17 protein-coding genes are annotated in these 23,158 nt (G+C 62.1%); 8 read left to right on the top strand and 9 right to left on the bottom strand.

The annotated features are described in order from the left end of the window. Positions 1–87: 87 nt before the first annotated feature. The 6 genes from AB7813_RS22950 to AB7813_RS22925 all read right to left on the bottom strand — a co-directional run bounded on the left by AB7813_RS22950 (position 88) and on the right by AB7813_RS22925 (position 7,870). Positions 88–2,721, bottom strand: coding sequence for an EAL domain-containing protein (locus tag AB7813_RS22950; RefSeq protein WP_441228465.1), 2,634 nt, complete (start codon positions 2,719–2,721; stop codon positions 88–90). A 269-nt stretch (positions 2,722–2,990) separates the two neighbouring features. Then, positions 2,991–3,776 (bottom strand): ABC transporter ATP-binding protein, encoded by a 786-nt coding sequence (locus tag AB7813_RS22945; RefSeq protein WP_441228464.1) that lies wholly within the window; start codon positions 3,774–3,776, stop codon positions 2,991–2,993. After that, entirely contained in the window at positions 3,773–4,546 is a 774-nt protein-coding gene (locus AB7813_RS22940) for an ABC transporter permease (protein ID WP_116661544.1), read from the bottom strand. Before AB7813_RS22940 ends, AB7813_RS22945 begins: the two co-directional genes overlap by 4 nt. Before the next feature lie 130 nt (positions 4,547–4,676). Continuing rightward, the gene (locus tag AB7813_RS22935) at positions 4,677–5,621 is read right to left on the bottom strand and encodes an ABC transporter substrate-binding protein (protein ID WP_089266870.1); all 945 of its coding nucleotides are present in this window, start codon (positions 5,619–5,621) and stop codon (positions 4,677–4,679) included. 105 nt (positions 5,622–5,726) lie between these two features. Continuing rightward, positions 5,727–6,491, bottom strand: coding sequence for a histidine utilization repressor (gene hutC / locus AB7813_RS22930; RefSeq protein ID WP_441228463.1), 765 nt, complete (start codon positions 6,489–6,491; stop codon positions 5,727–5,729). Further along, on the bottom strand, positions 6,491–7,870 hold the full coding sequence (locus AB7813_RS22925; protein WP_439079142.1) for a formimidoylglutamate deiminase: 1,380 nt from the start codon (positions 7,868–7,870) through the stop codon (positions 6,491–6,493). The genes hutC and AB7813_RS22925 overlap by 1 nt, the downstream gene beginning before the upstream one ends. Positions 7,871–7,965: 95 nt before the next feature. Here AB7813_RS22925 and hutI point away from each other — a divergent pair, with 95 nt between their 5' ends. The 4 genes from hutI (at position 7,966) to AB7813_RS22905 (ending at position 12,490) form a co-directional block, all read left to right on the top strand. Next, complete coding sequence (gene hutI, locus AB7813_RS22920; protein WP_441228462.1) at positions 7,966–9,192, top strand: imidazolonepropionase; 1,227 nt, start codon at positions 7,966–7,968, stop codon at positions 9,190–9,192. 11 nt (positions 9,193–9,203) lie between these two features. Beyond that, a complete protein-coding gene (gene hutU / locus AB7813_RS22915) occupies positions 9,204–10,877 on the top strand; it encodes a urocanate hydratase (RefSeq protein WP_441228461.1) in 1,674 nt (557 codons plus the stop codon). A 9-nt stretch (positions 10,878–10,886) separates the two neighbouring features. Continuing rightward, positions 10,887–11,456 (top strand): HutD/Ves family protein, encoded by a 570-nt coding sequence (locus AB7813_RS22910; RefSeq protein ID WP_441228460.1) that lies wholly within the window; start codon positions 10,887–10,889, stop codon positions 11,454–11,456. A gap of 152 nt (positions 11,457–11,608) precedes the next feature. Further along, entirely contained in the window at positions 11,609–12,490 is an 882-nt protein-coding gene (locus AB7813_RS22905; RefSeq protein WP_441228459.1) for a LysR family transcriptional regulator, read from the top strand. A gap of 186 nt (positions 12,491–12,676) precedes the next feature. Here the strand turns inward: AB7813_RS22905 and AB7813_RS22900 are convergent, their stop codons facing one another. After that, positions 12,677–13,636 carry a phospholipase D-like domain-containing protein gene (locus tag AB7813_RS22900; protein ID WP_093761610.1) on the bottom strand — a complete coding sequence of 320 codons (960 nt, stop codon included), beginning with the start codon at positions 13,634–13,636 and terminating at the stop codon, positions 12,677–12,679. Positions 13,637–13,707: 71 nt separating this feature from the next. Further along, positions 13,708–15,051, bottom strand: coding sequence for a TAXI family TRAP transporter solute-binding subunit (locus AB7813_RS22895; RefSeq protein WP_441228458.1), 1,344 nt, complete (start codon positions 15,049–15,051; stop codon positions 13,708–13,710). 190 nt (positions 15,052–15,241) lie between these two features. Here AB7813_RS22895 and AB7813_RS22890 point away from each other — a divergent pair, with 190 nt between their 5' ends. From AB7813_RS22890 to feoB, 3 genes are all read left to right on the top strand, one after another. Further along, positions 15,242–17,035, top strand: coding sequence for an ABC transporter ATP-binding protein (locus AB7813_RS22890; protein ID WP_441228457.1), 1,794 nt, complete (start codon positions 15,242–15,244; stop codon positions 17,033–17,035). Positions 17,036–17,124: 89 nt separating this feature from the next. Beyond that, on the top strand, positions 17,125–17,412 hold the full coding sequence (locus tag AB7813_RS22885) for a FeoA family protein (protein ID WP_175365953.1): 288 nt from the start codon (positions 17,125–17,127) through the stop codon (positions 17,410–17,412). Continuing rightward, positions 17,409–19,295 (top strand): ferrous iron transporter B, encoded by a 1,887-nt coding sequence (feoB, locus tag AB7813_RS22880; protein WP_441228456.1) that lies wholly within the window; start codon positions 17,409–17,411, stop codon positions 19,293–19,295. Before AB7813_RS22885 ends, feoB begins: the two co-directional genes overlap by 4 nt. Positions 19,296–19,912: 617 nt before the next feature. On the opposite strand, the gene AB7813_RS22875 is transcribed toward feoB, so the two are convergent. Beyond that, positions 19,913–21,505 carry a gamma-glutamyltransferase family protein gene (locus AB7813_RS22875; RefSeq protein WP_441228455.1) on the bottom strand — a complete coding sequence of 531 codons (1,593 nt, stop codon included), beginning with the start codon at positions 21,503–21,505 and terminating at the stop codon, positions 19,913–19,915. Positions 21,506–21,681: 176 nt separating this feature from the next. Between AB7813_RS22875 and AB7813_RS22870 the strand changes: the two genes are divergently transcribed. Then, entirely contained in the window at positions 21,682–23,130 is a 1,449-nt protein-coding gene (locus tag AB7813_RS22870; protein WP_441228454.1) for an amidohydrolase family protein, read from the top strand. Positions 23,131–23,158: the final 28 nt, after the last annotated feature.

Here is a 23,158-nt window from a genome sequence, read left to right as displayed (position 1 = left end):
TAAGAAGTTCGTTCGATCTCATCTTGAGGGGCCGGAATACCGGATGTCGTTAACAACGCGTTAACGACGGTCGTCAATTTCTCGAGATTACATGGCCGCGAGCGCACCCGGCCACATTTCCTCTTGCGCAGCTTCGGCGCGGCGCTCGTCAACCAGCGCCGCCCAGCGTTCGGCATGGCGGGCCACCAGCCAGGCTTCGAGATCGAATGCGGACAGTGCAGGCGAATACAGGAACCCCTGAATGACGTCGCAGCCCAGCCCGGCGAGAATCCTGCGCTGTTCTTCGGTTTCGACGCCTTCGGCCACGACCGTCATGTTGAGGCTCTGCCCGACGCACACGATGGCGGTGGTGATTGCCAGAGCACAGACCTCAGTCTCGATACCGCGCATGAAGCTGCGATCGATCTTCAGCTCGCGCACCGGCAAATGCGCCAGGCGGCTCAAGCTCGAATAGCCCGTGCCGAAATCATCCATCGACAATCCGATGCCAGCCGCGCGGATCTGCATCATGATCTCGATCGCGGTCGTGTGTTCGCTCATCACCGCGCCCTCGGTGACTTCGAGCATCAGCCTGTTCGGCGCCAGCCCGTTTTCCGCGATGATGTCGGAGATCAACGCCGGCAATCCCGGATTCAGAAAATTGATCGGCGACAGGTTGACCGAGACGCAAGGCACATCGAGCCCTGCCTTTTGCCACGCCGCAATCTGCCTGCACGCCTCGCGCAGCGACCAGACACCGATCTGCTCGATGAGGCCGCATTCCTCCGCGAGCGGAATGAACTTGGCCGGTGACACATCGCCCAATACGGGATCATGCCAGCGCGCCAATGCCTCGACACCGTACAGATCGCCGCTCCCTGCGCGGATCTGCGGCTGGTAGTGCAACCGCAGGCCGCCTTGTGCAAGCGCGTGGCGCAAAGCGGCGCTGAGACGAAGGCGCTCCTCATTCACGCGGTCCATGTCGTTGCTGAAAAACCGATGCGTGGAGCGGCCGGCCTGCTTGGCCTTGTACATCGCCGCATCGGCATATTTCAGCAGACTATCGAGATCGCGGGCATTGTCCGGAAACATGCTGATGCCGGCGCTGGCAGAAATCGGCACCTGATGGCCGCCGAGCTGCAACGGAACCGACAGTGCCTCGGTGAGACGGCCCGCGATGCGCGAGGCATCGGCCGTGACACAGTTCGGCATCAGGATGATGAATTCATCGCCGCCCTGACGACTGAGGATATCGCCCGGTCGGATGTGCTGATGAAGCCGCTGTGTGACGGCGACCAGCAAGTCATCGCCGACAGCATGCCCCAGCGTATCGTTGACGTCCTTGAAGTGATCCAGGTCAAGAAATATCAGCGCCATCTGCGCATCTGCGGAGCATTCCGCGACGGCGCGCTCCATCAACTGGCGCATATGGGTCCGGTTCGGCAGACCGGTGAGCGCATCGAAATAGGCAAGCCGCGAGATTTCGTTGCGCGCTTCCTCCCGCTCGATGGCGACCGCGGCGAGATGAACACAGGCATCGACGATGCCGTGATGCAAGCGGCTGGGTCTGCGACATTCCCTGAAATAGAATGCGAACGTGCCGATGACGCGCCCATCCCTGGTCTTGATCGGCATCGACCAGCAGGCCTTCAGACCGGAAGCCAGCGGCGCGCTGTTGTATGGCAGCCAGAGAGGATCGTTTTCGATATCGGTGACCAGAACAGGCTCGCCGCGAAAGGCAGCGGTCCCGCAAGACCCGACATCCGGTCCGATGGCAATGCCGTCCAGCGCCTGCGCATAACCTGCCGGGAGGCTTGGCCCTCCCAAAGGATGCAGCAATCCCGCGGAATCGACATGTAGCACCGAACAGACGACATCGGGCGCGATCTGCTCCACCTTCCGGCAAAGATTGTCCATCACGTCGAGCAGCGGCTGCTCATCGGCCAGCGCTTCGAGGATGTGATGCTGCAGCGACTGAAGCTGCTTGCTCTCGGTGATATCGGTCATCAATGCGACGAGGTGCTGGATTTTTCCATCCGCGCCATGAATCGCATTCAAGGCAACCGAGACCCAGACCTCGTTGCCGGCTTTGTCGTAAAGGAGAATTTCGTCTTCAGCAGAACCTTCCGTTCTGATCTGCCGGTCCAGATATGCGAGCGTCGCCTGGCTGGTATATGCGCCGACGAGGAATTCTTCGGGGATCAGTCCCGTCGCCTCATCCAGTGAGTAGCCGAACATGCCGGTGAAAGCGCCATTCACATAGCAGATCCGTGCGTCGCGACCCGCAATGTAGATAGCGCGTTTCGTCTTGTCGACCACGAGAGCCAGCGGGATAATTTCGTCCCTGCGCTTCGCCTCCTCCGTCACATCGCGGACGAAGCCCATATAGGTGATCTCGCCATTCACCTCGACCCGCGACATCGACAACGATCCCCAGATCTCGCTGCCGTCCTTGCGTTCGATTTTCACCTCGCGGCTGTGACCGACAATGCGATTGACGCCGGTCGCGCGGTTCGCGGCGATGTATCCGTCGTGCTGCGACCTGATGGCCATCGGCACCAGAAAGCTGATATTTCGCCCGAGCACTTCATCGCGCTCATAGCCCCACAACCGTTCGGCGGCGGCGTTGAAATGGGTCACGCTATTCTTGCTGTCGATCATCACGACAGCATCGATGGCCTGCTCCAGCCCGGCGAGGAGCGTCCTGGCCGCATCACTCTGGTCGACATGCACCAACGTCATAAACGCAACTCGCAATTACTTTGCTCAAACCATCGGACCGTCGTTGAAATGACCCGATCACCGGCTTTCAGCCGCGGTGGTGCAATCGTATGTGCGAGACGTCGCCAAATTGTTTTGCGCGGCGCCCGAGTTCCCGGCGGCCGCGAACGTACTTAAGGTTCGGATAAAACCACGCAGCCAGAGCAGGGCACGCAAGCAACGATGCAACCTTCGATAGATCGCGCGCTACTTAAGCGGTATCCTGACGCCGCTGATGCGGCCTGAGAATCTCAGTGGGCCTCAGCCGCGAGCACTGCCTCGACACGGATTTCTTCCGTGAGCCGCGCTTTGAGATCGGAAAAGGCCGGGCTGGTCTTGATGGTGTAGTGCCGCGGATGCGGTAAATCGACCGCGATATCGGCCTTGATGCGACCGGGACGCGCCGACATCACCACGGTGCGCGACGCGAGGAACACCGCTTCCTCGATATCGTGGGTGACGAAGATCACTGTCTTGCGCTCGCGCTCCCAGATGCCGAGCAGCAATTCCTGCATCAGGGCGCGGGTCTGGTTGTCGAGCGCGCCGAACGGCTCGTCGAGCAGCAGGATTTTCGGATCGTTGGCGAGCGCGCGTGCAATGGCCGTGCGCTGCTGCATGCCGCCTGAGAGTTGCTTCGGGAAATGATTGGCGAAACTGGTGAGTCCGACTTTCTCCAGCCACTGTTTGGCGATGTCGTTGCGCTCACGTTGGGACACACCGCGCTCGCGCAGGCCGAAGGAAATATTCTCCGACACCGTGAGCCAGGGAAACAGCGTGTAGGACTGGAACACCATGCCGCGATCGGCTCCAGGACCGGTGATCGCCTTGCCGTCGAGCAGGATGCGGCCGGTGGTCGGCGTATCCAGCCCGGCGACCATGCGCAGCAAAGTGGACTTGCCGCAGCCTGACGGGCCGAGGATCGTGACGAAGTCATTATCCGCGACGGAAAGATTGGTCGGCTCCAGCGCACGCGTCGGCGTGCCGCCGCGGACGGCGGGGAAAATCCGCGAGACGTTGTCGATGACGAGCTTGCTCAAATGATGCTCCACGGAAACAAGCGCCGGTTCGCAGCCTTGAACGCATAGTCCGAAATCAAACCGATGATGCCGATGACAATGATGCCGAAGATGATCTGGCCGGTGGCCAGCAGCGCCTGGCTGTCGATGATCATGTGGCCGATGCCCGAGGACGAGCCGATCAGTTCGGCGACGATGACATAGGTCCAGGCCCAGCCGAGGACGAGGCGCAGGATTTCCGCGATCTCAGGCGCGGCGGACGGGATGAGAACGCGCTTGAGCACCCCGGCATCGCGCGCGCCGAGCGTCAGCGACGCCTCGACGAGATCCCGGCGCACACTGCCAACACTGACAGCGACCATGAGAATGAGCTGGAACACCGAGCCGATAAAAATCACCAGCAGCTTCTGCAATTCGCCGATACCAGCCCACAGGATCAGCAAGGGGATGAAGGCCGAGGCCGGCAGATAGCGCGCAAAGGACACGAAGGGTTCGAGAAAGGCTTCGATCGGCTTGTAGGCGCCCATCAGGATGCCGATCGGCACCGCGAACAGCGCCGCCAGCACGAAGCCGCCGATCACGCGCCAGATGGTCATGCCGATGTCATGCAGGAAGCCGTGCTTGGTCAGCAGCAGCCAGCCATCCTGCAGCATGGTCCATGGATTGGCGAGGAAGGTCTTGGAGACGAAGCCGCCAAAGGTCGCATAGGACCACGCAGCCACGAACAGCACAAAGAACGATATGCCGAGCACCACGCGCGCGGTGGATGAAATGGGGGCGAGTGGTTTCATGCTGCGTATTCGATGCTCATGATCGTCATTGCGAGGAGCTCTTGCGACGAAGCAATCCAGTCTTCCTTAAGTAAGAGCTGGATTGCCGCGTCGCTTCGCTCCTCGCAATGACCGAAGCGACGGCGGAGATTTACTGAATGAAGCGCGGATCAGCGAGTTTCGTCAGATCCGGAATTTCCTTGATAACGCCGATTTCGAGCAGCAGCTCGGCAGCTTCCTTCGAGAACGCCTGGTGCTCGCCGGCGAAGAACTTCTTGTTCGCCTCCTGATCCTGCCAGCGCAGATACTGCGCGGAGGCGCCGAACTTCTCGCCGGTCTGCTTCACGTCGGCGCCCATGATCTCGTAGGACTTGTCCTTCTCGGCGCCGATCATCGCAACGGCCTCGAAATAGCTCTTGGCCAGCGCCTTCACGGCACCTTCGTTATCGGCGATGAATTTCGGCGTGCAGCCGAAGGTGTCCATGATCATCGGATAGTCGAGCGTGGTGGCGATGATCTTGCCGGCTTCCGGCTTCTCACGCACGGCCGACAGATACGGCTCATAGGTCATGGCCGCATCGTTCTGGCCGGCGATGAACGCCTGCGCTGCCGGACCCGGCTCCATATTGACCACGGAGACATCCTTCACGCTGAGGCCGTTCTTCTTCAGGAACCAGGCGAGCGTGAAATAGGGCGCGGTGCCTGGTGCTGATGCGGCAACGGTCTTGCCCTTCAGGTCCTTGATCGATGCGGTGCCGGCGCGCACGGCCATGCCGTCGGCGCCATAGGACTTATCGAGCTGGAACAGCTGCGTGGTGGCGACGCCATTGGCATTCCACACCACCCAGGTCTCGACCGTGGTGGCGGCGCATTGCACATCGCCCGATGCGATGGCGAGATGGCGGCTGGCCTGCGGCACCTTCTTGATGGTGACGTCGAGACCGTTCTTGGCGAAGATGCCAGCTTCCTTCGCCAGCGTCAGCGGCGCAAAACCCGTCCAGCCGGAAATGGCGATGGTGACCTTGGTCTGCGCCGCAGCCGGGGTCGCAACGAGAGCCGCGAGCATGGCGGCGACGGAAACTCCAATCAACTTCATAACGCACTCTCCTCAGCCAGATTTAGAATGATACTGCATGGCAACATGGCGGATTGCCAGAGTCAATTTCCGCAGACGGCCTGCGGCAGATGATTCATATCGTCCTCATGATCGCAGCCCCGTCGGCGTGAAGCGCGCGGTGAGCTGATACAGATCGTTCGGATAGGTGACGCGCACCGATGTGATGATCTTGTTCTTGCGCCACGTGCGGCGCTCGACAACGAGACAGGCGGCCGGCTTCTTCAGCGTCAATGCTTTCAGCGCTATATCGTCTGCCAGTGATGCCGTAATCCGGTGCTCAGCCTCATTCCACGGCACGTGACCGAGCAGCCAGGTACCGGGCGGCACGCGCGTGAAATCGATTTCAGACGCGGGCGGCACCACGTCGAGATTGATCAGGCGCTCTTCCAGCGCGAAAGGCCTGCCCTTGGCGATGTGCCGACAGCTCAACACCAATACATCGCAACTCTTGTCGATGCCCAGACGTTCGAGATCGTCCTTGGTCGCCTTGCGCCGTTTGCGCGTGAGCAACTCATAAGCATAGGCCTCGCCGCGCTTGGCGATTTCGGCCTGGATATCCGGAATATGCAGCACCGCGGACTGCACCAGCGGCTTGGCGACAAAACTGCCGACGCGGCGCTTGCGCTCGATGACACCAGCAGCTGCGAGACCTGACAGCACCTTGTTCACAGTCATCCGCGAACAGTTATAGCTCTCGACCAGTTCATGCTCGAACGGAATGCGATAGCCGGGCGGCCAGCGGCCGGAGAGGATCTTCTCTTCGAGATCGGCGCGGATGCGCTGATACAGCGCCTGCGGCGCGGCCTGCGCTTTTCCATTTGCCGACTTTGACACGCGCGCTGTCGCCATCAGAGTGTCGCCAGCCGCTGCACGACACGCCGATAGCGTTCGGTGATGGATGCGCGCTTGATGTGGCGACCGCCGTTGACGACCTGCCTGCCTCCGACAAAGACGTCGGAGATCGCCGACTTGCCGGCAACAAAGGTCATGGCATCGAGCCAGCGGTCACCGGTGACGGCACAGAGATCGGGATGCGCGGTGTCCAGCACGACGATGTCCGCACGCTTGCCGACCGCAAGTGCACCGATATTGCGGCCCGAGGCCTGCGTGCCGCCGACCAGCGCATGTTCATAGAGCGCACGGCCGGTGGACTCGCCTTCATGGCGCGCGACGGCGTTGCGGACGCGATAGGCGAGACGCTGGCTGTACTCGAGCTGCTTCAACTCGCCCGGCGCCGTAATCTCGATATTGGAATCGCTGCCAACGCCGAACACACCGCCGGCATCGATGAAGCGCGGGCCTTCGAAAATGCCGTCGCCGAGGCTCGCTTCGGTGAGCGGGCACAGGCCGATGACGGCACCTGCTTTCGCGACACCGGCGGTTTCTGCATCGGCCATATGGGTCGCGTGGATCAGCACCCAACGCCTGTCGACCGGCATATGATCCAGCAACCACGCCACCGGGCGCTGACCGGACCAGGCGATACAGTCGTCGACTTCCTTCGTTTGCTCCGCCACGTGGATATGGATCGGTCCATCGGGCACCGCCTTGAGAACGTCATTCAACGTCTCCGGCGTGATCGCACGCAATGAATGCGGCGCGATGCCGATGGCGGCATCATCGAGAGGCGCGATGGCGGCGCGGGATTTCTCCAGCAGCGCCAGAAAGCGCGCGGGATCATTGACGAAACGGCGCTGACCGTGAATTGACGGCGCGCCGCCGAAGCCACTGAAGTTATAAAAAGACGGCAGCAGCGTCAGACCGATGCCGGTCTCGCCGGATGCCGCAGCGATGCGCGTACCCATCTCCGCGAGATTCGCATAGGGCGCGCCGGTCTCGTCGTGATGCAGATAGTGGAATTCCGCGACTGAGGTAAAACCGGCTTCCAGCATCTCGGCATAGGCGAAAGCCGCGATGACTTCGACGTCATCCGGCGTCAGCGTATCGATGAAGCGATACATCAATTGCCGCCAGGTCCAGAAACTGTCCTGCGTGGCGCCGCGGATTTCGGTGAGGCCAGCCATGCCGCGCTGGAACGCATGGCTGTGCAGATTGGGCAGTCCCGGCAGCGCCACACCGCTGATGATTTCCGCGTCAAGGCTGCTCGAATTCGCGGCAACGGCCGTGATGGTGCCATTCTCGATTGAGACAACGACGTCGCGCGCCCAGCCTGACGGCAGCAGCGCATGTGCGAAGAACAGCCTTTTTGCAGCACGTTGCGTGCCCATAGCGATTGCCTGTTGCATTCAAAAGACGCTCGACAATAAGCGAGGCCGCTGATTATGTATAGACATACGACGTCCCGAATTTACGGCAGTCCGTCATGACCTTCGATACCATCTGGACCAATGCACGCCTTGCCACCATGGCGCCCGGCCAGCCCGGCCTCGGGATCCTGGAGGATGGCTGCATCGCAACAAAGGATGGCCGGATTGCTTACGCTGGTCCTGCGTCAGACCTGCCGCCGGATGCCGACGCCAAGACACGGATCGATTGCGAGGGCCGCTGGATCACGCCCGGCCTCGTCGATTGCCATACCCATCTGATCTATGGCGGCAACCGCGCCAGTGAATTCGCGATGCGGCTCAAGGGCGCGAGCTATGAGGACATCGCGCGCGCCGGCGGCGGCATCGCCTCGAGCATGAAGGCGACGCGTGCGGCCAGCGAGGCGCAGCTCGTCGCCAGCGGATTGAAGCGGCTCGATCATCTGCTCGCCGAAGGCGTCACGACCATCGAGATCAAGTCGGGTTATGGGCTCGACAAGGAGACCGAGATCCGCTGCCTCACAGCGGCGCGGCAGCTCGGCCGTGCGCGCGACGTCTCCGTCGTAACATCGTTTCTCGGCGCGCATGCGATGCCGCCGGAAGCGGGTGGCGACAAGGACGCCTATATCGACACGGTCATCGCCGAAATGCTGCCGGCGATTGCCGAGCTGAAACTCGCCGACGCCGTCGACGCGTTCTGCGAAGGCATCGCGTTTTCGCCAGAGCAGACGGCGCGGGTGTTCGACGCCGCCAAGAAACTCGGCCTGCCCGTGAAACTGCATGCCGACCAACTGTCCAACCTTCACGGTGCTAAACTCGCCGCCGAGCATAACGCGCTGTCGGCCGACCATCTCGAACATACGGACGAAGACGGCGTCGTCGCGCTGACCAAGGCCGGCACCGTCGCCGTGGTATTGCCGGGTGCTTACTACACCCTGCGCGAAACCCAGGCTCCGCCGATCGCGCTGTTTCGCAGGCATGGCACGCATCTCGCGCTGGCCACCGACAGCAATCCCGGCACCTCGCCGCTGACCTCGCTGCTGCTGACCATGAATATGGGCGCGACACTGTTTCGTATGACCGTTGATGAATGCCTCCTCGGCGTGACACGCGAAGGCGCACGGGCACTCGGCAAGCTGAGCGAAGTCGGCACGCTGGAAGCCGGCAAGGCCTGCGACCTCGCCATCTGGGACATCGAACAACCCGCCGAGCTGGTCTACCGCGTCGGCTTCAATCCGCTTCACGCCCGCGTCTGGCACGGCCGGACCTCCGCGACATCCAAATAAGGATCGACATCATGGATCGCAGCAAGAACAGCCGTATCGTGCGCAGCCCGCGCGGCACCGAGCTTTCCGCGAAGGATTGGCTCACCGAAGCGCCGCTGCGCATGCTGATGAACAATCTCGATCCGGAAGTGGCCGAGAATCCCAACGAGCTCGTCGTCTATGGCGGCATCGGCCGCGCCGCGCGCAATTGGGAAGCTTTCGATCAGATCGCGAAGTCGCTGCGCGAGCTCAACACTGACGAGACGCTTCTGGTGCAATCCGGCAAGCCGGTCGGCGTATTCAAGACGCATGCGGATGCGCCGCGCGTGCTGATCGCCAATTCCAATCTCGTGCCGCGCTGGGCCACCTGGGAGCACTTCAACGAGCTCGATCGCAAGGGCTTGATGATGTACGGCCAGATGACGGCCGGCTCGTGGATCTATATCGGCTCGCAGGGCATCGTACAGGGCACCTATGAGACCTTCGTGGAGGCCGGACGGCAGCATTACAATGGCGACCTCTCCGGCCGCTGGATCCTCACCGCCGGCCTCGGCGGCATGGGCGGCGCGCAGACGCTGGCGGCGACCATGGCCGGCGCGTCGTGCCTGGCGGTCGAGTGTCAGCCAAGCCGCATCGAGATGCGGCTGAAGAGTCGCTATCTCGACGTGCAGGCGAAGGATCTCGACGACGCATTGGCGATCATCGAGAAGGCCAACAAGGAGAAGAAGCCGATCTCTGTCGGCGTGCTCGGCAATGCGGCTGACATCTTCCCTGAACTGGTCCGCCGCGGCGTCAGACCGGACATCGTCACCGACCAGACCTCGGCGCATGATCCGGTCAACGGCTATCTCCCGAAAGGCTGGACGCTTTCCGAATGGGAAGCCAAGCGCGCCAGCGATCCGCAGGCCGTCGAGAAGGCCTCGCGCAAATCCATGAGCGAGCACGTCCGCGCGATGCTCGACTTCCACAAGATGGGCGTGCCGACGGTCGATTACGGCAACAACATCCGCCAGATGGCCAAGGAAGAAGGCGTCGACAACGCATTCGACTTCCCCGGCTTCGTCCCCGCTTACATCCGTCCCCTGTTCTGCCGCGGCATCGGCCCGTTCCGCTGGGCGGCTTTGTCCGGCGATCCCGAGGACATCTACAAGACCGACGCCAAGGTGAAGGAGATCCTCGGACACAACAAGGCGCTGGTGAACTGGCTCGACATGGCGCGCGAGCGCATCCAGTTCCAGGGCCTGCCGGCGCGGATCTGCTGGGTCGGCCTCGGCGATCGCCATCGCCTCGGCCTCGCCTTCAACGAGATGGTGGCTTCGGGTGAGCTGAAGGCGCCGATCGTGATCGGCCGCGATCATCTCGACTCCGGTTCGGTCGCAAGCCCGAACCGCGAGACCGAAGCGATGAAGGACGGCTCTGATGCCGTCTCCGACTGGCCGCTGCTCAATGCGCTGCTCAACTGCGCATCTGGCGCAACATGGGTGTCGCTACATCACGGCGGCGGCGTCGGCATGGGCTTCTCGCAGCATTCGGGCATGGTTATCGTCGCCGACGGCACGCCGGAAGCCGCAAAGCGCCTCGAACGCGTGTTGTGGAACGATCCGGCCACCGGCGTGATGCGTCACGCCGATGCAGGCTATGAGGAAGCCATCGATTGCGCAGAGGAACATCACCTCAATCTGCCATCGCTGCACGCCAAGGGCTGAGTGCGGCGCATGCAGATCCTGCGCGCCGCGAACTACAAGATGATGCCCTGGAAGAACGGGCTGGGATCAACCACGGAGATCGCGATCTTCCCGGCGAATGCAAAGCTGGACGATTTCGACTGGCGCGTCAGTATGGCGCAGGTGACGAGCGACGGACCGTTCTCGTCATTTCCCGGGATTGATCGTACACTTCTGGTCATCGATGGCGCCGGCATCGACCTCAATGTCCACGGCAGCGCATCTGTGCGCATTGATCGCAGTACGATCCATTCCTTCCCGGGCGATCAGCAAACGTCAGCGTTACTGATCGACGGCCCCATTACAGATTTGAATGTGATGAGCAGGCGCGGGATCGTCTCACAGCATGTGAGACGCATCAACGTCATGAAACGTCAGGATTTTATAGTTTCTGCACAAGCGTTTCTGTTCGTTGAGCATGGCACTGCGACCGTACAGTCGGCATCGACCGTCGACAGCCTGTCGGCGCATGATGGGCTGCTTGTGGAACAAGGATCAGCACCTGTCGCGATTGAGTCCGATGCGGCGGCGCGTGTGGTCATCATCGAATTCGGTAGATAGCCGCCACACACCGATTTTGATGACGCCATAAATTCCGGAAATGCCATCCAAATCAAATATATAACCAAGAGTGATTACGCCTATATGATTGGTAGAGAATCGCGACACCACTTGGTCCGACTCATGGCGCAATTGCGAGGCTGGATATTCAAATGCACAAGCGGCATCTCAATATTCCGATTGAAATTGTTCGGACCGTCGTTGCCATTTCAGAAACAGGTAGCTTGACCAAGGCTGCGGAGCAATTGGGGTTGAGTCAGCCCGCGGTGAGTTCGCAGATCAAGCGCCTCGAACAACTTGTTGGCGGTTCGCTGTTCAGCAAGACGCCAAACGGAAGTTGTCCGACCGATCTCGGCAAGCTGGTGCTTGCGCAGGCGCGCAAGATCATCGAGGCCAACGATCAGGTGCTTGCGCTCGGCGGAGCCGATAATCATGTCGACCGGCTTCGTTTGGGCCTGAGCGTTGTCCTCGCGCAGCGCTTCGTCGCCGAGCAGAGCCTGAGCAACCTCAATGACATCCATATCCATGCCGGAATGTCCACCGAGATTGCGACAGCATTGATCGACGGCCATATCGACGTCGGGTGTTTTTTCCAGCGGGGAGAAATCAGTCCCGATCTGGCTCCGCTCATTGTCGATGAATCCGAGGATCGGCTGGCATGGGTTCGCTCGAAATCATTCGTGCTCAGCCCCGGCGCACCGATCCCAATCGTCACCTGGACCAATGACGACTGGATGATTCATACGCTCACGCGGCATGGCCTTTCCTATCGGATTGCCTTCAGCAGTCAGGACTACAGCGCGAAGAAAGCCGCCGTCGAAGCCGGCATCGGACTGACGGCTGTTCCCAGCCGGATCATTCCGCCGGGACTGGTCTGGGCCAGGGACTATTACTTGCCGGAGCTTCCGACCATCAAAGCGCTGCTCTGCATTCGCCCGGGTATGACATCGCCGCGTGTCCTGGAAATCAAGGATCAGCTCTCGGCGATGTTCCTGCGCCCCGCACTGCCCATGGAAAACGACAAAGTTGCCTAGCGAAGCCGCATATTTCAGAGAGCAGGCCGAGCGCTGCGAAAAGCTGGCGCGGGAGATTGATGACCCCGTGGTTCGCGAACGACTGCTGAACCTGGCCACGGAATATGCTCGCCGCGCGGAAAGGAAACCTGTGCAGCCCAGAGCCCGGCAATCGCCGCGGCCGGATCGGCGCTGAGCGACAACGCGCTACTGCCGGATGCCGTGTTTTTCCAGGTCCGCCTGCACCGCCTCGTCGGAGAGGTCGAGCTTGCGCGAATGTTTCCAGTCGTGATGCGAGGTCTCGACGAGACGCTTCACAACATGGTGCGCATCGGTCTCAATGGCCAGTTCGCGGCGATCGTCAAAACTGCCCGGCGTGAGATTGATCGAACCGACGATAGCACGTTCCTCGTCGGCCAACAGCATCTTGCCGTGCAGCTTCATATCATTGAGCCGGTGCACCTTGGCGCCGACGTCATGCATGATGCGCAAGCCGCCGATCCCCTCGATCAGCTTGTTCTTCTTCAGCTTGTGCGGCTGCCGCGCCATGATGTGGACCTGAACGCCGCGCAGCACCGCGCGAACCAGCCGCTCGATGATGTCCGTGTCCTGATAACGCTCGTTCTGGATCCAGAGCGTGTCCCGCGCGGAATCGATGAAAGCGCCGATCCGCTCGCGGCCATTGTTCGGGCACCAGATCAGTTGCGAGTCCGGGTTCGGTACGAAATCCTGCTTCGCCCAGTCGGCCTCGAAGCAATCCACCATCTCGGAAATTTCGAGCTTCTTGGTCGTGGTCACCGCGTAGTCGCGCGTTTCGGTGAGATCGCGGGTCTCCCAGTTCAGCGACTCGACGAAGCCCCACTCATGATCGATCACCATCGACTTCTGATGGGTCAGCGCGAAGGCCGGATTGCTGTCACGAACCTCGACCCCGGCAGCAGCCAGCGCCGCGGCGGTTTCGTTATTCTCGCTCTCGCCATTGCGCCGTGCCGGATTGAGCATGACGCGCACTTTGACGCCGCGCCGCTTCGCCGCGATCACCTCATGCAGCAGCGTCGGATCGGTGAACAGGAACATCCGGATATTCAGGCTGCGCTTTGCAGCCCTGATCGGATCAATGATGCACTGCGCGGTGTCATCCGGAAACACGAGCAGGTTATGCGTCATGACTGACCTCTCGCGAGAAATAAGGGTGCCCGCAAACGGCTGGTGGTGCTGCAAAACTTCATGGCCTGGAACTATGTCTCCGACTCTATACTTGAATGCGGCGCCGCAGAAAATGGGGCGCGCGCCAGCGCCGAACGGCGATGATGGATGAGATTGTCGAGACGCTGCGCCGAAGAGACCAGCGTCGCCATTTCAAGTGCATCTTCATCATTGCGCATGGTCTTCGCCAGCTGCGCGCTGAGAAGGTCGTCGACCTCCTGCTCGATCGCGCACAGTTCCGCATCGTCCGCCGCCGCCCGGATCCGGCGGGGCAATGCATAAAGTGCGTTGAGCGTCGCCTCCCGGTGGTCGGGCGGCCGGATGCCGAGGAATTTCCAGGCGGCAGCCAGCACAGAGGCAAGGGCGCCAAGGATCATGGGGGCGAGATAGATGTCGTCGCCGTATTTATCCATGAAGCTCTGCTCGGTACCGTTGTAGTAGGCAGCAGCGCCCGGATGAATGGGGATAAAGGCATCGGGATCGGTGTCGGCAGCCGCGATACCGGCCAATTGCGGTTGCCCGGCGATCAGATCGCGGCGCGCCGCGATCACCATTTCGGTCAGACGCGCGATCAGGCTGGAATGGAGCTTCTTGTTCGCGACCAGATAGTAACTGACCCGAAGCGTGGTCACGTCATCATCCGGGACGGGCGGCGCACCGCGCAGCGACCCTTTCGGAATGTCGAAGCTTTCATAGGCGCCATTGGCATCGGCAATGGCGCCGGCGGCATCGATCGGGATCAGCACCGGCGCACCGGTTTTGAACAGACCGCGCACCAGGGACAGATACTTCTCGGTCAGCGGAATCACCACCAGCAGGGCGCCGACTTCTTTGGCTTCCACCGCGCGCCGGGTATCGCTGACCTCAAGATTCTTGAATGTGACCCTCGCGCTCGTCAGGTCGTATTGCTTGGTGAGCGCATCGACCAGTCTACGATTGACCTCGCCGCCCACCACACCGACGGTGCGGCCGCGCAGGCCTTCGACGCTGGTGATTTTCGAACCGGGAGGCGCGATCAGCATGACGACCGCCTTGGCCATGACGGCAACGGCGCGCGCCTCGGAGAGATCGCCGACATCGGCCCGGACGACAGCGAGATCGACCTTGCCGGAGGAGAATGCCTTACCCGCATCGACGGCGTTGCCGAAGGTCTCGAAATCCAACCGGATCGGCGACTTCCTGGTGGCGAAATGGCTGGCGATGATCGATGCCGTCTTGCCGGCTTCGCCATCGATCGACCCGACCGCCAGCTTGAGCACGGTCGGACGCTCGATGTAGCGCCAGGTCAGAAGGCCGCCGCCCAGCACCAGACCGAGGATGCCGGCCAGCAGAAGCACCCTGCCCCAGAACGGGAAAGCAACGGATCGCACGTTCATGTTCGGTCCTGCGCAGCCCTGCCAAATTAACTGACGCTCCTGCCCGCATGCCACCATGCGCGGGCTGTCAGCAAAAATGCATCTGTACCCGACTACAGTTAAGACCCGCTAACCGACGGCGGCTATATACTGCGGCCGCCCGGACTGCTCATGATTCCCGGCCTGGCCGTGTTGCTGGAGACAATGTTCGATGACTCGTCTGGTACTCGAGATGCTCCGGCCCTATCGCGGCTGGCTGATCATCGTCTTCCTCGCCATGCTGGTCGAGATCGCCATGAGCCTGGCCGCGCCCTGGCCGCTCAAACTGGTGCTCGATGACGCGCTGGGCAGTCATCACCTGCCCGCCTGGCTGGACTGGGCCCATGACTACGGCATCGGCCGCCACACGCTCGGCGTCGCATTGTTCGCGGGCATCGCCACCCTGGTCATCGCCGTGATCGGCGCGATCGCCACCTACATCGACAACTACTATTCGACATCGGTCGGCCAGTGGGTGGCCAACGACCTGCGCATCCGCATCTATGCGCATCTGCATCGGCTATCGCTGCGCTATTATGACAAGGCCAAGACCGGCGCGCTGATGTCCACGATCACCACAGACGTCACAACGCTGCAAAACTTCGCTTCATCGTCGACGCTGGATATCCTGCTCGATCTCATCACCATCGTCTTCATGATCGGGCTGATGTTCTGGCTCGACTGGGATTTTACGCTGATCGCGCTCGGCATCACGCCGTTCCTGATCGTCTTCGTGTTCCATTTCAAGCGCGCCGTGAAGGACGTGACGCGCACGGTGCGGCAACGGCAGAGCGAGATCGTTGCCGTGGTCCAGCAGGGCCTCGGCCAGGTGCGCGCAGTCACGGCCTTCGGCAGGCAGGATCTCGAACTGGCGCGGCTGGAAGCCGCCAGCCATGCCACCGTCGAGGCCGCCATGAAGGCGCGTCAGGTGAAATCGCTGCTCTCGCCCGTGGTCAGCATCGTGGTGGCGTTCTGCACCGCCATCGTGCTGTGGAAGGGGACCTCGCTGATTGTCGCTGGCACCATGACGGCTGGCGCGCTCACCGTGTACCTCGCTTATCTCGCGCAGTTCTTCAAACCGGTGAAGGACCTCGCCAGCATGACCAGCGCGATCGCGCAGACCACCGTGGCGCTGGAGCGGATCCAGAACATCCTGGCCGCCGACGATGTCATCGTGGAAAAACCGGGTGCGGTCGATCCCGGTCGCGCCAAGGGCGCCATCACCTTTGAGAACGTCGCCTTCTCTTATAGTGAAGAGGCCAGCGTGCTCCGCGACGTTTCGCTCCATATCGAACCTGGCCAGATCGTCGGCGTGGTCGGGCCGACCGGCTCCGGCAAATCCACGGTGCTGAGCCTGATCCCGCGCTTCTACGACGCAACATCGGGCCGCGTGCTGATCGATGGCGTCGATGTCACCGACTACAAACTCTCCGCCCTGCGCGCCCAGGTCGGCTTCGTGCTGCAGGAGACGGTGCTGTTCCGCGGCACGATCCGCGAGAACATCGCTTATGGCCGCCCTGGTGCAACTGACGAGGAGATCGTTGCAGCCGCCAAGATCGCCAATGCCGACGAGTTCATCACGCGCATGCCGCATGGTTACGACTCCATGGTCGGCGAGCGCGGCGACACGCTGTCTGGCGGCCAGCGTCAGCGCATCGGCATCGCGCGTGCGGTGGTGCGCAACAGCCCGATCATGATCCTCGACGAGCCGACCGCTGCGCTCGATCCGGAATCCGAGGCGCTTGTGATCGAGGCGCTGCGCCGGCTGATGCAGGGCCGCACCGTCATCATGATCGCGCATCGGCTCTCGACCATTCGCGACGCCGACAAGATCATCGTGCTGAAAGAAGGCGTCGTCGCCGAGCAGGGCTCCAACGACGAACTGATCGCCCAAGGCGGCATCTATGCAGAACTGGTGAAGATTCAGCAGCGGGTGGTGAACGAGCAGTCCGCGGGCGCATCGTAAGCGGTGTCGGAGCGCCTCTTTATAATCATTCTAATAACATACGTGCGTTTGTCTTGACCTTGTCAGGACGCTGCTCGACAAGGTCCGGCATGACCGTCCACCAGACTGCATCCGAAACATCCATACACGAATTGCGCCTCGGCAATGCGCCGCGCGGATTCATCGGAACCATCGTGGCGTTGCAGCCCGATATTGCAGGCGCCGCCGAGAGCGGCCACGAGCTCGAACGGCATCTGCTGGAAATGGGCTTCACCGAAGGTGCGCGCGTCGAGATCCTGCATCAGGGCGCCATCCAGCGCGATCCGATCGCGGTGCGCGTCGACAATATTACGATCGCCGTTCGCCGGCGCGAGGCCATGGCAGTTGTTGTGAAATGACCCATACAGACGTGACCACCGAGCGCTTTCATCTCGCGCTGGTGGGAGCCCCCAATAGCGGCAAGACATCGCTGTTCAACGCACTCACCGGCAGCCGCCAGAAGGTGGCCAACTATGCGGGCGTCACCGTCGAGCGCAAGGCAGGCGCCTTCGTGACGCCGGCCGGCCGTCAGGTCACGCTGCTCGACCTGCCCGGCACCTATTCGCTGCGCGGCCGCAGCCCGGACGAAGAGATTACCCGCGACGTCGTGCTCGGCAAGCGCCCCGGCGAAGCCGCGCCCGATCTGGTCCTGTGCATTGCCGACGCCACCAATCTGCGCCTCACGCTGCGGCTGATCCTGGAACTCAAACGTACCGGCCGTCCGCTGCTGGTGGTGCTCAACATGTTCGACATCGCGCAGCGCCGCGGCGTCAGCATCGATGTCGATGCGATGTCAGCGGCACTCGGCGTGCCTGTCATCACCTCGATCGCGGTGAAGAAGGCCGGCGTTGAGGAATTACGCAAGCGCACCGACGAATTCGCCGCCAACATGCCGGCAGTTACCACAGGCGATGGCTGGAAGCCGCTCGGCCTGTCCGAGATGAAGGCGCTGCAGCGCGAGGCCGACCGCATCATCCGCGAAACCGTGACGATGCCGAGCAAGCCGGACACGCTGACCACGCGCGTCGATGCCGTGGTGCTGCATCCGGTCGCCGGTCTCGCGATTCTCGCGCTCATTCTGTTCGTGATGTTCCAGGCGGTGTTCTCCTGGGCGCAGCCGCTGATGGAGCTGCTGTCGGATTCATTCGGCGCGCTGGGCACGCTGGTGGCGCAGGTGCTGCCCGAAGGCATCTTGCAGAGCTTCCTGCAGAACGGGTTGATCGCCGGCGTCGGCAGCGTGCTCGTGTTCCTGCCGCAGATCATCATCATCTTCCTGTTCATCCTGCTGCTGGAAGATTTCGGCTACATGGCGCGCGCGGCGTTCCTGATGGACCGCATCATGGGCGGTGCCGGCCTGCATGGCCGCGCCTTCATCCCGCTGCTGTCGAGCTTCGCCTGCGCCATCCCCGGCATCATGGCGACGCGTGTGATCGACAACCGCCGCGACCGCCTGACCACCATCCTGATCGCGCCGCTGATGACCTGTTCGGCGCGCATCCCGGTCTATACGCTGATCATCTCCGCCTTCATTCCGGCCGAGACCGTCTGGGGCTGGATCAATCTGCAGGGTCTGGTGATGTTCGGGCTCTATATCGCCGGCATCGGCAGCGCGCTGGCGGCATCCTTCGTCATCAAGTTCTTCATGTGGCGCGACTATCAACCAGCGCCATTCATGCTGGAATTGCCGGACTACAAGCTGCCGCGCCTCAAGAGCATTGCCATTGGCGTCTATACCCGCGCCAAGATGTTCCTGCAGCGCGCCGGCACAACCATCCTGTCGATGATGATCCTGATCTGGTTCCTGGCCTCGTTCCCACAGGCACCGGCCGGCGCTGAAGGGCCGGCGATCAATTACAGCCTGGCCGCGATGATCGGAAAATTCCTGGAGCCGTTCTTCGCGCCGCTCGGCTTCAACTGGCAGATCGCGGTAGCGCTGATCCCCGGCATGGCGGCGCGTGAGGTCGCGGTCGGCGCGCTCGGCACCGTCTATGCGATCGAAGGCGGCAAGGAAGCGGCGGACGCTATCGGCCAGGCGCTGGCCAGCAAATGGAGCTTCGCGACGGCCCTGTCGTTCCTGGCCTGGTTCATCTTCGCCCCGCAATGCGCCTCGACGCTGGCCGTGATCCGCCGCGAGACCGGCAGCACCAAGTGGATGGTGGTGACGTTCCTCTACATGTTCGCGGTGGCCTATGTGGCGAGCCTGATCACCTACACCGTCGCGAAGGCGGCCGGGCTGGGGTAGCCCGGCCAGCGTGGCATCCTTCGCACCGACACCGTGATTTGAAGTTCATCCTGTGCCGCTGCATCACCATCGGTAACGCAGCGTCGCGATCACATCGCGCCGCATGCCGTAATAGCAGCCGGAATCCTGACACAGCCGCACATAGGTCTTGTCGAACAGGTTGCTGGCATTGAGCTGGAACTTGAAGCCCTTGAACTGCGGTCCAAGTCCGGCAAGGTCATAGTGAAGCGCCGCATCGAACAGCGTGACGCCCGGAACGTTATAGGTGTTCGATCACGAATTGCCCCAGCTATTCAGCAAGCCTAAGCAGCCCGCTTTACAGCTTCTTCGTGATCCAAAGAGAGAATGGCAACAGGTCAACTGCTAGAATAGGTCAAAGTCGGCGCCGGATGCGATCGGCCTGGCGTTGGCAAATGGAGCCTGGCCACCGCACTGTCGTTCCTATGTGGCGGGCCTGATCACCTACACCGTCGCGAAGGCGGCGGGACTGGGCTGAGGCATGTAGGGCGGATTAGCGGTAGGATGGGTAGAGCGCCTTCGCGAAACCCATCAATGTCGTGTGCAAAAGAGATGCGTTTCGCTGCGCTCTACACATCCTACGATAGTGCCCCCGGGCTTCAGAATCCCGCAGCCAGGCCATCCTTGCGCGGGTCCGAGCCGGCGACATAGCCGCCATCGATTTTGCGCACGAGCTGCGCGCCGCCGAAACCGAAGGCGGAGTCCGGCGGTTCGCGCTCGATGACATGGCCGCGACTGGCGAGATCTGCCGCGACATTGTCCGGCACCGCGGTTTCGATCGCCACTTTCAACCCAGCGACATAGCGCCAGCGCGGCGCATCCGCCGCCGTCTGCGGATCCTGCCCCCAGAGCTGCATGCGCAGCATGATCTGCAGATGGCCCTGTGCCTGCATCGGGCCGCCCATCAGGCCGAAGGCCATCAGCGGCTCTTTGCCCTGCATCACGAAGCCGGGAATGATGGTCTGGAACGGCCGCTTGCGCGGGCCGACCTGATTGGGATGACCATCGGTCAGGACGAAACCGAAGCCGCGATTCTGCAGGCTGATGCCGGTGCCGGGCACGACCACGCCGGAGCCGAAGCCGGAATAATTCGACTGGATATAGGACACCATCATGCCGCTGGCATCGCCGGTGGACAGACATACCGTGCCGCCGGTCTTGGGGGCGCCGGCGCCAAAATCCTGCGCACGGCTGCGATCGATCAGCTTTGCGCGCGAGGCGAGATAGGTGGGATTGAGCAGATGCGCGACAGTGACGTCGCGCATGTAATCGAGATCGGCGGCGTAGGCGTAAACGTCGGCGAAAGCGAGTTTTGTGGCTTCGATCTGCAGATGGAAGGCATCGCCGCTGTCGAGCACGAGACCGTCGGTGCCATAGGCCCGCATGATGCCCAGCGCCATCAGCGCCGCGATGCCCTGCCCGTTCGGCGGGATTTCGTGCAGCGATGCGTCGCCGAAATCCTGATGGATGGTGCCGCACCAGTCATTGCGATGCGCGGCCATGTCGGCCTCGTCGAGCACAGCGCCATGTTCGCGCGCAAAGGCAGCGATGCGCTGGGCGAGTTCGCCGCGATAGAAGGCTTCGCCTTTGGTCTCGGCGATCAGCTTGAGTGAATAGGCATGGCCCGGTGCCTTGAAGAGTTCACCCACCGCAGGCGCACGACCGTTCGGCATGAAGGCCTCGGCAAAGCCCGGCTGGTTCTTCAACTCCTCCGCACCGCGGCGCCAGAGTTCGGCGATCACGGGCGAGACGTGGAAGCCATTCTCCGCATAGGAGATCGCAGGCTCGAACAAGTCAGCGAATGGCAGCTTGCCGAAGCGTTCGGACAGGTCGACCCAGGCCGAGACGGCGCCGGGCACGGTGACGCTCTCCCACCCGCGATGCGGGAATGTCTTGTGATTTGCAAATCGCTCCGGCGTCCATCCCGCCGGCGACCGGCCCGAGGCGTTGAGGCCGTGCAGCTCCTTGCCATCCCAGAGGATGCAATAGGCGTCCGATCCGATGCCGTTGCCGGTCGGCTCGACCACGGTCAGCGTGATCGCTGCCGCGAGCGCCGCATCCAGCGCATTGCCGCCGCGCTCCAGCATGCGCAACCCGGCCTGCGTTGCCAGCGGCTGCGACGCCGCCACCACATTGCGCGCCATGACCGGCGAACGGCGGGAAGCGTAAAGGCCATCATGTCTGTATTGCATCAGTTCAGGCTCTCTTCAGGACTTTGCAGATCAACGCGTCTTCTTATCGTCATTTGCACGAGCCGAACAGACGGGTTGCCCCTGCCAAATAGACAGGCGGGTCTGCTCACCTCTCGATCTTGCACCGACTGGTCGCTTGCGCTTACGGTTCCTCGCCTTCCATCAAAAGGATCAGTATGGCCATCACCGTCATCCGCAACGCGGACTATGTCGTCGCCTGGGACGCCGCAAAGAACAGCCACACCTATGTCACCGGCGGCGATGTCGCTTTCGACGGCGGCCAGATCGTGTTTGCCGGCCGCGACTATCGGGGCGAAGCGGTCACGACCATCGACGGACGCGGCTTCATGGTGATGCCGGGCCTCGTCGATATCCACTCGCATCCGTCCAGCGAACCGCTCAACAAGGGCTTTCTCGACGAGATCGGCTCGCCCGGCCTGTATAATTCGTCGCTTTACGAATACATGCCGATCCTGCGGTCCGATCCGGAAGGCGTGCCGGACTGCGTGCGCGTTGCGTATTCCGAACTGCTGCTGTCCGGCGTCACCACGGTGGTCGATCTATCGATGCCGCATCCGCAATGGCTCGATCTCGCCGGACAAAGCGGCCTGCGCGTCTATATCGCTCCGGGGTTCCGCTCGGCGCGCTGGTTCACGCCGAATGGCACGCTCGTCGATTACGAATGGAACGAGAAGGCCGGCGAAGACGGCATGCTGCAGGCTTTCGCGCTCATCGATGCCGCCGAGAGCCATCCGTCCGGCCGTCTGTCCGGCATGATGTATCCGGCGCAGATCGACACCTGCACGCCGCAACTGATGAAAGACAGTTATGCCGAAGCGAAACGCCGCGGCATTCCGTGGCAGACTCATGCCGCACAATCGGTGTCGGAATTCCACGAGATCGTCCGCCGCCATGGCGTGACGCCGATCCAGTGGCTCGGCGAACTCGGCGTGCTCGGCCCGACCTCGCTGGTCGGTCACTCCATCTTCGTCGACGACCATCCGCTGACGCCGTGGCACACCAAGCGCGACCTCGCGCTGCTGGCCGAGACCGGAACGACAGTGGCGCATTGCCCGACCGTATTCATGCGGCGCGGCATTGCGCTGCGCGATGTCGGCCGCTATGGCGCGGCCGGCATTTCGGTGGCGATCGGCACCGACACCTATCCGCACAACATGATCGAGGAGATGCGCAACGTGACGATGACCTCGCGGCTGATGGCCGGGCATCCGCGCGGCCTGAACTCGACCATGCTGTTCGAGGCGGCCACCACCGTCGGCGCCAAGGCGCTCGGCCGCAACGATATCGGCAGGCTCGAAGCTGGCTGCAAGGCCGATTTTGTGATGGTCGACGTCACCCATCCGATGATGCAGCCGCATCGCGATCCGATCCGCAGCATGATCTATGCGGCGGCGGAACGCGCGGTGCGTCACGTCTATGTCGATGGCCGGCAGGTGGTGAAGGACGGCGTGGTGCAGACGTTCGATTATCCAGCCGCGGCGCTGCGTGTGCATGAGGCGCAGATACGCGCCGAGGAGCGCACGCCCGGTCTCGACTGGGCGGGCCGCAAGCTGACGGAAATCTCGCCGCTGTCGTTCCCGATGGCGTGGCCGTCGAACGAGTAAGGTCGCCGTAAGCTTCGCTCCAGGCGCC

The sequence above is a fragment of the Tardiphaga sp. 20_F10_N6_6 genome (assembly GCF_052076045.1).
In the GTDB taxonomy this organism is placed as follows: Bacteria; Pseudomonadota; Alphaproteobacteria; order Rhizobiales; family Xanthobacteraceae; genus Tardiphaga; species Tardiphaga robiniae.
The sequence above is the reverse complement of the archived record's forward strand: the minus strand, read 5'-3'. Positions and strand labels throughout refer to the sequence as shown.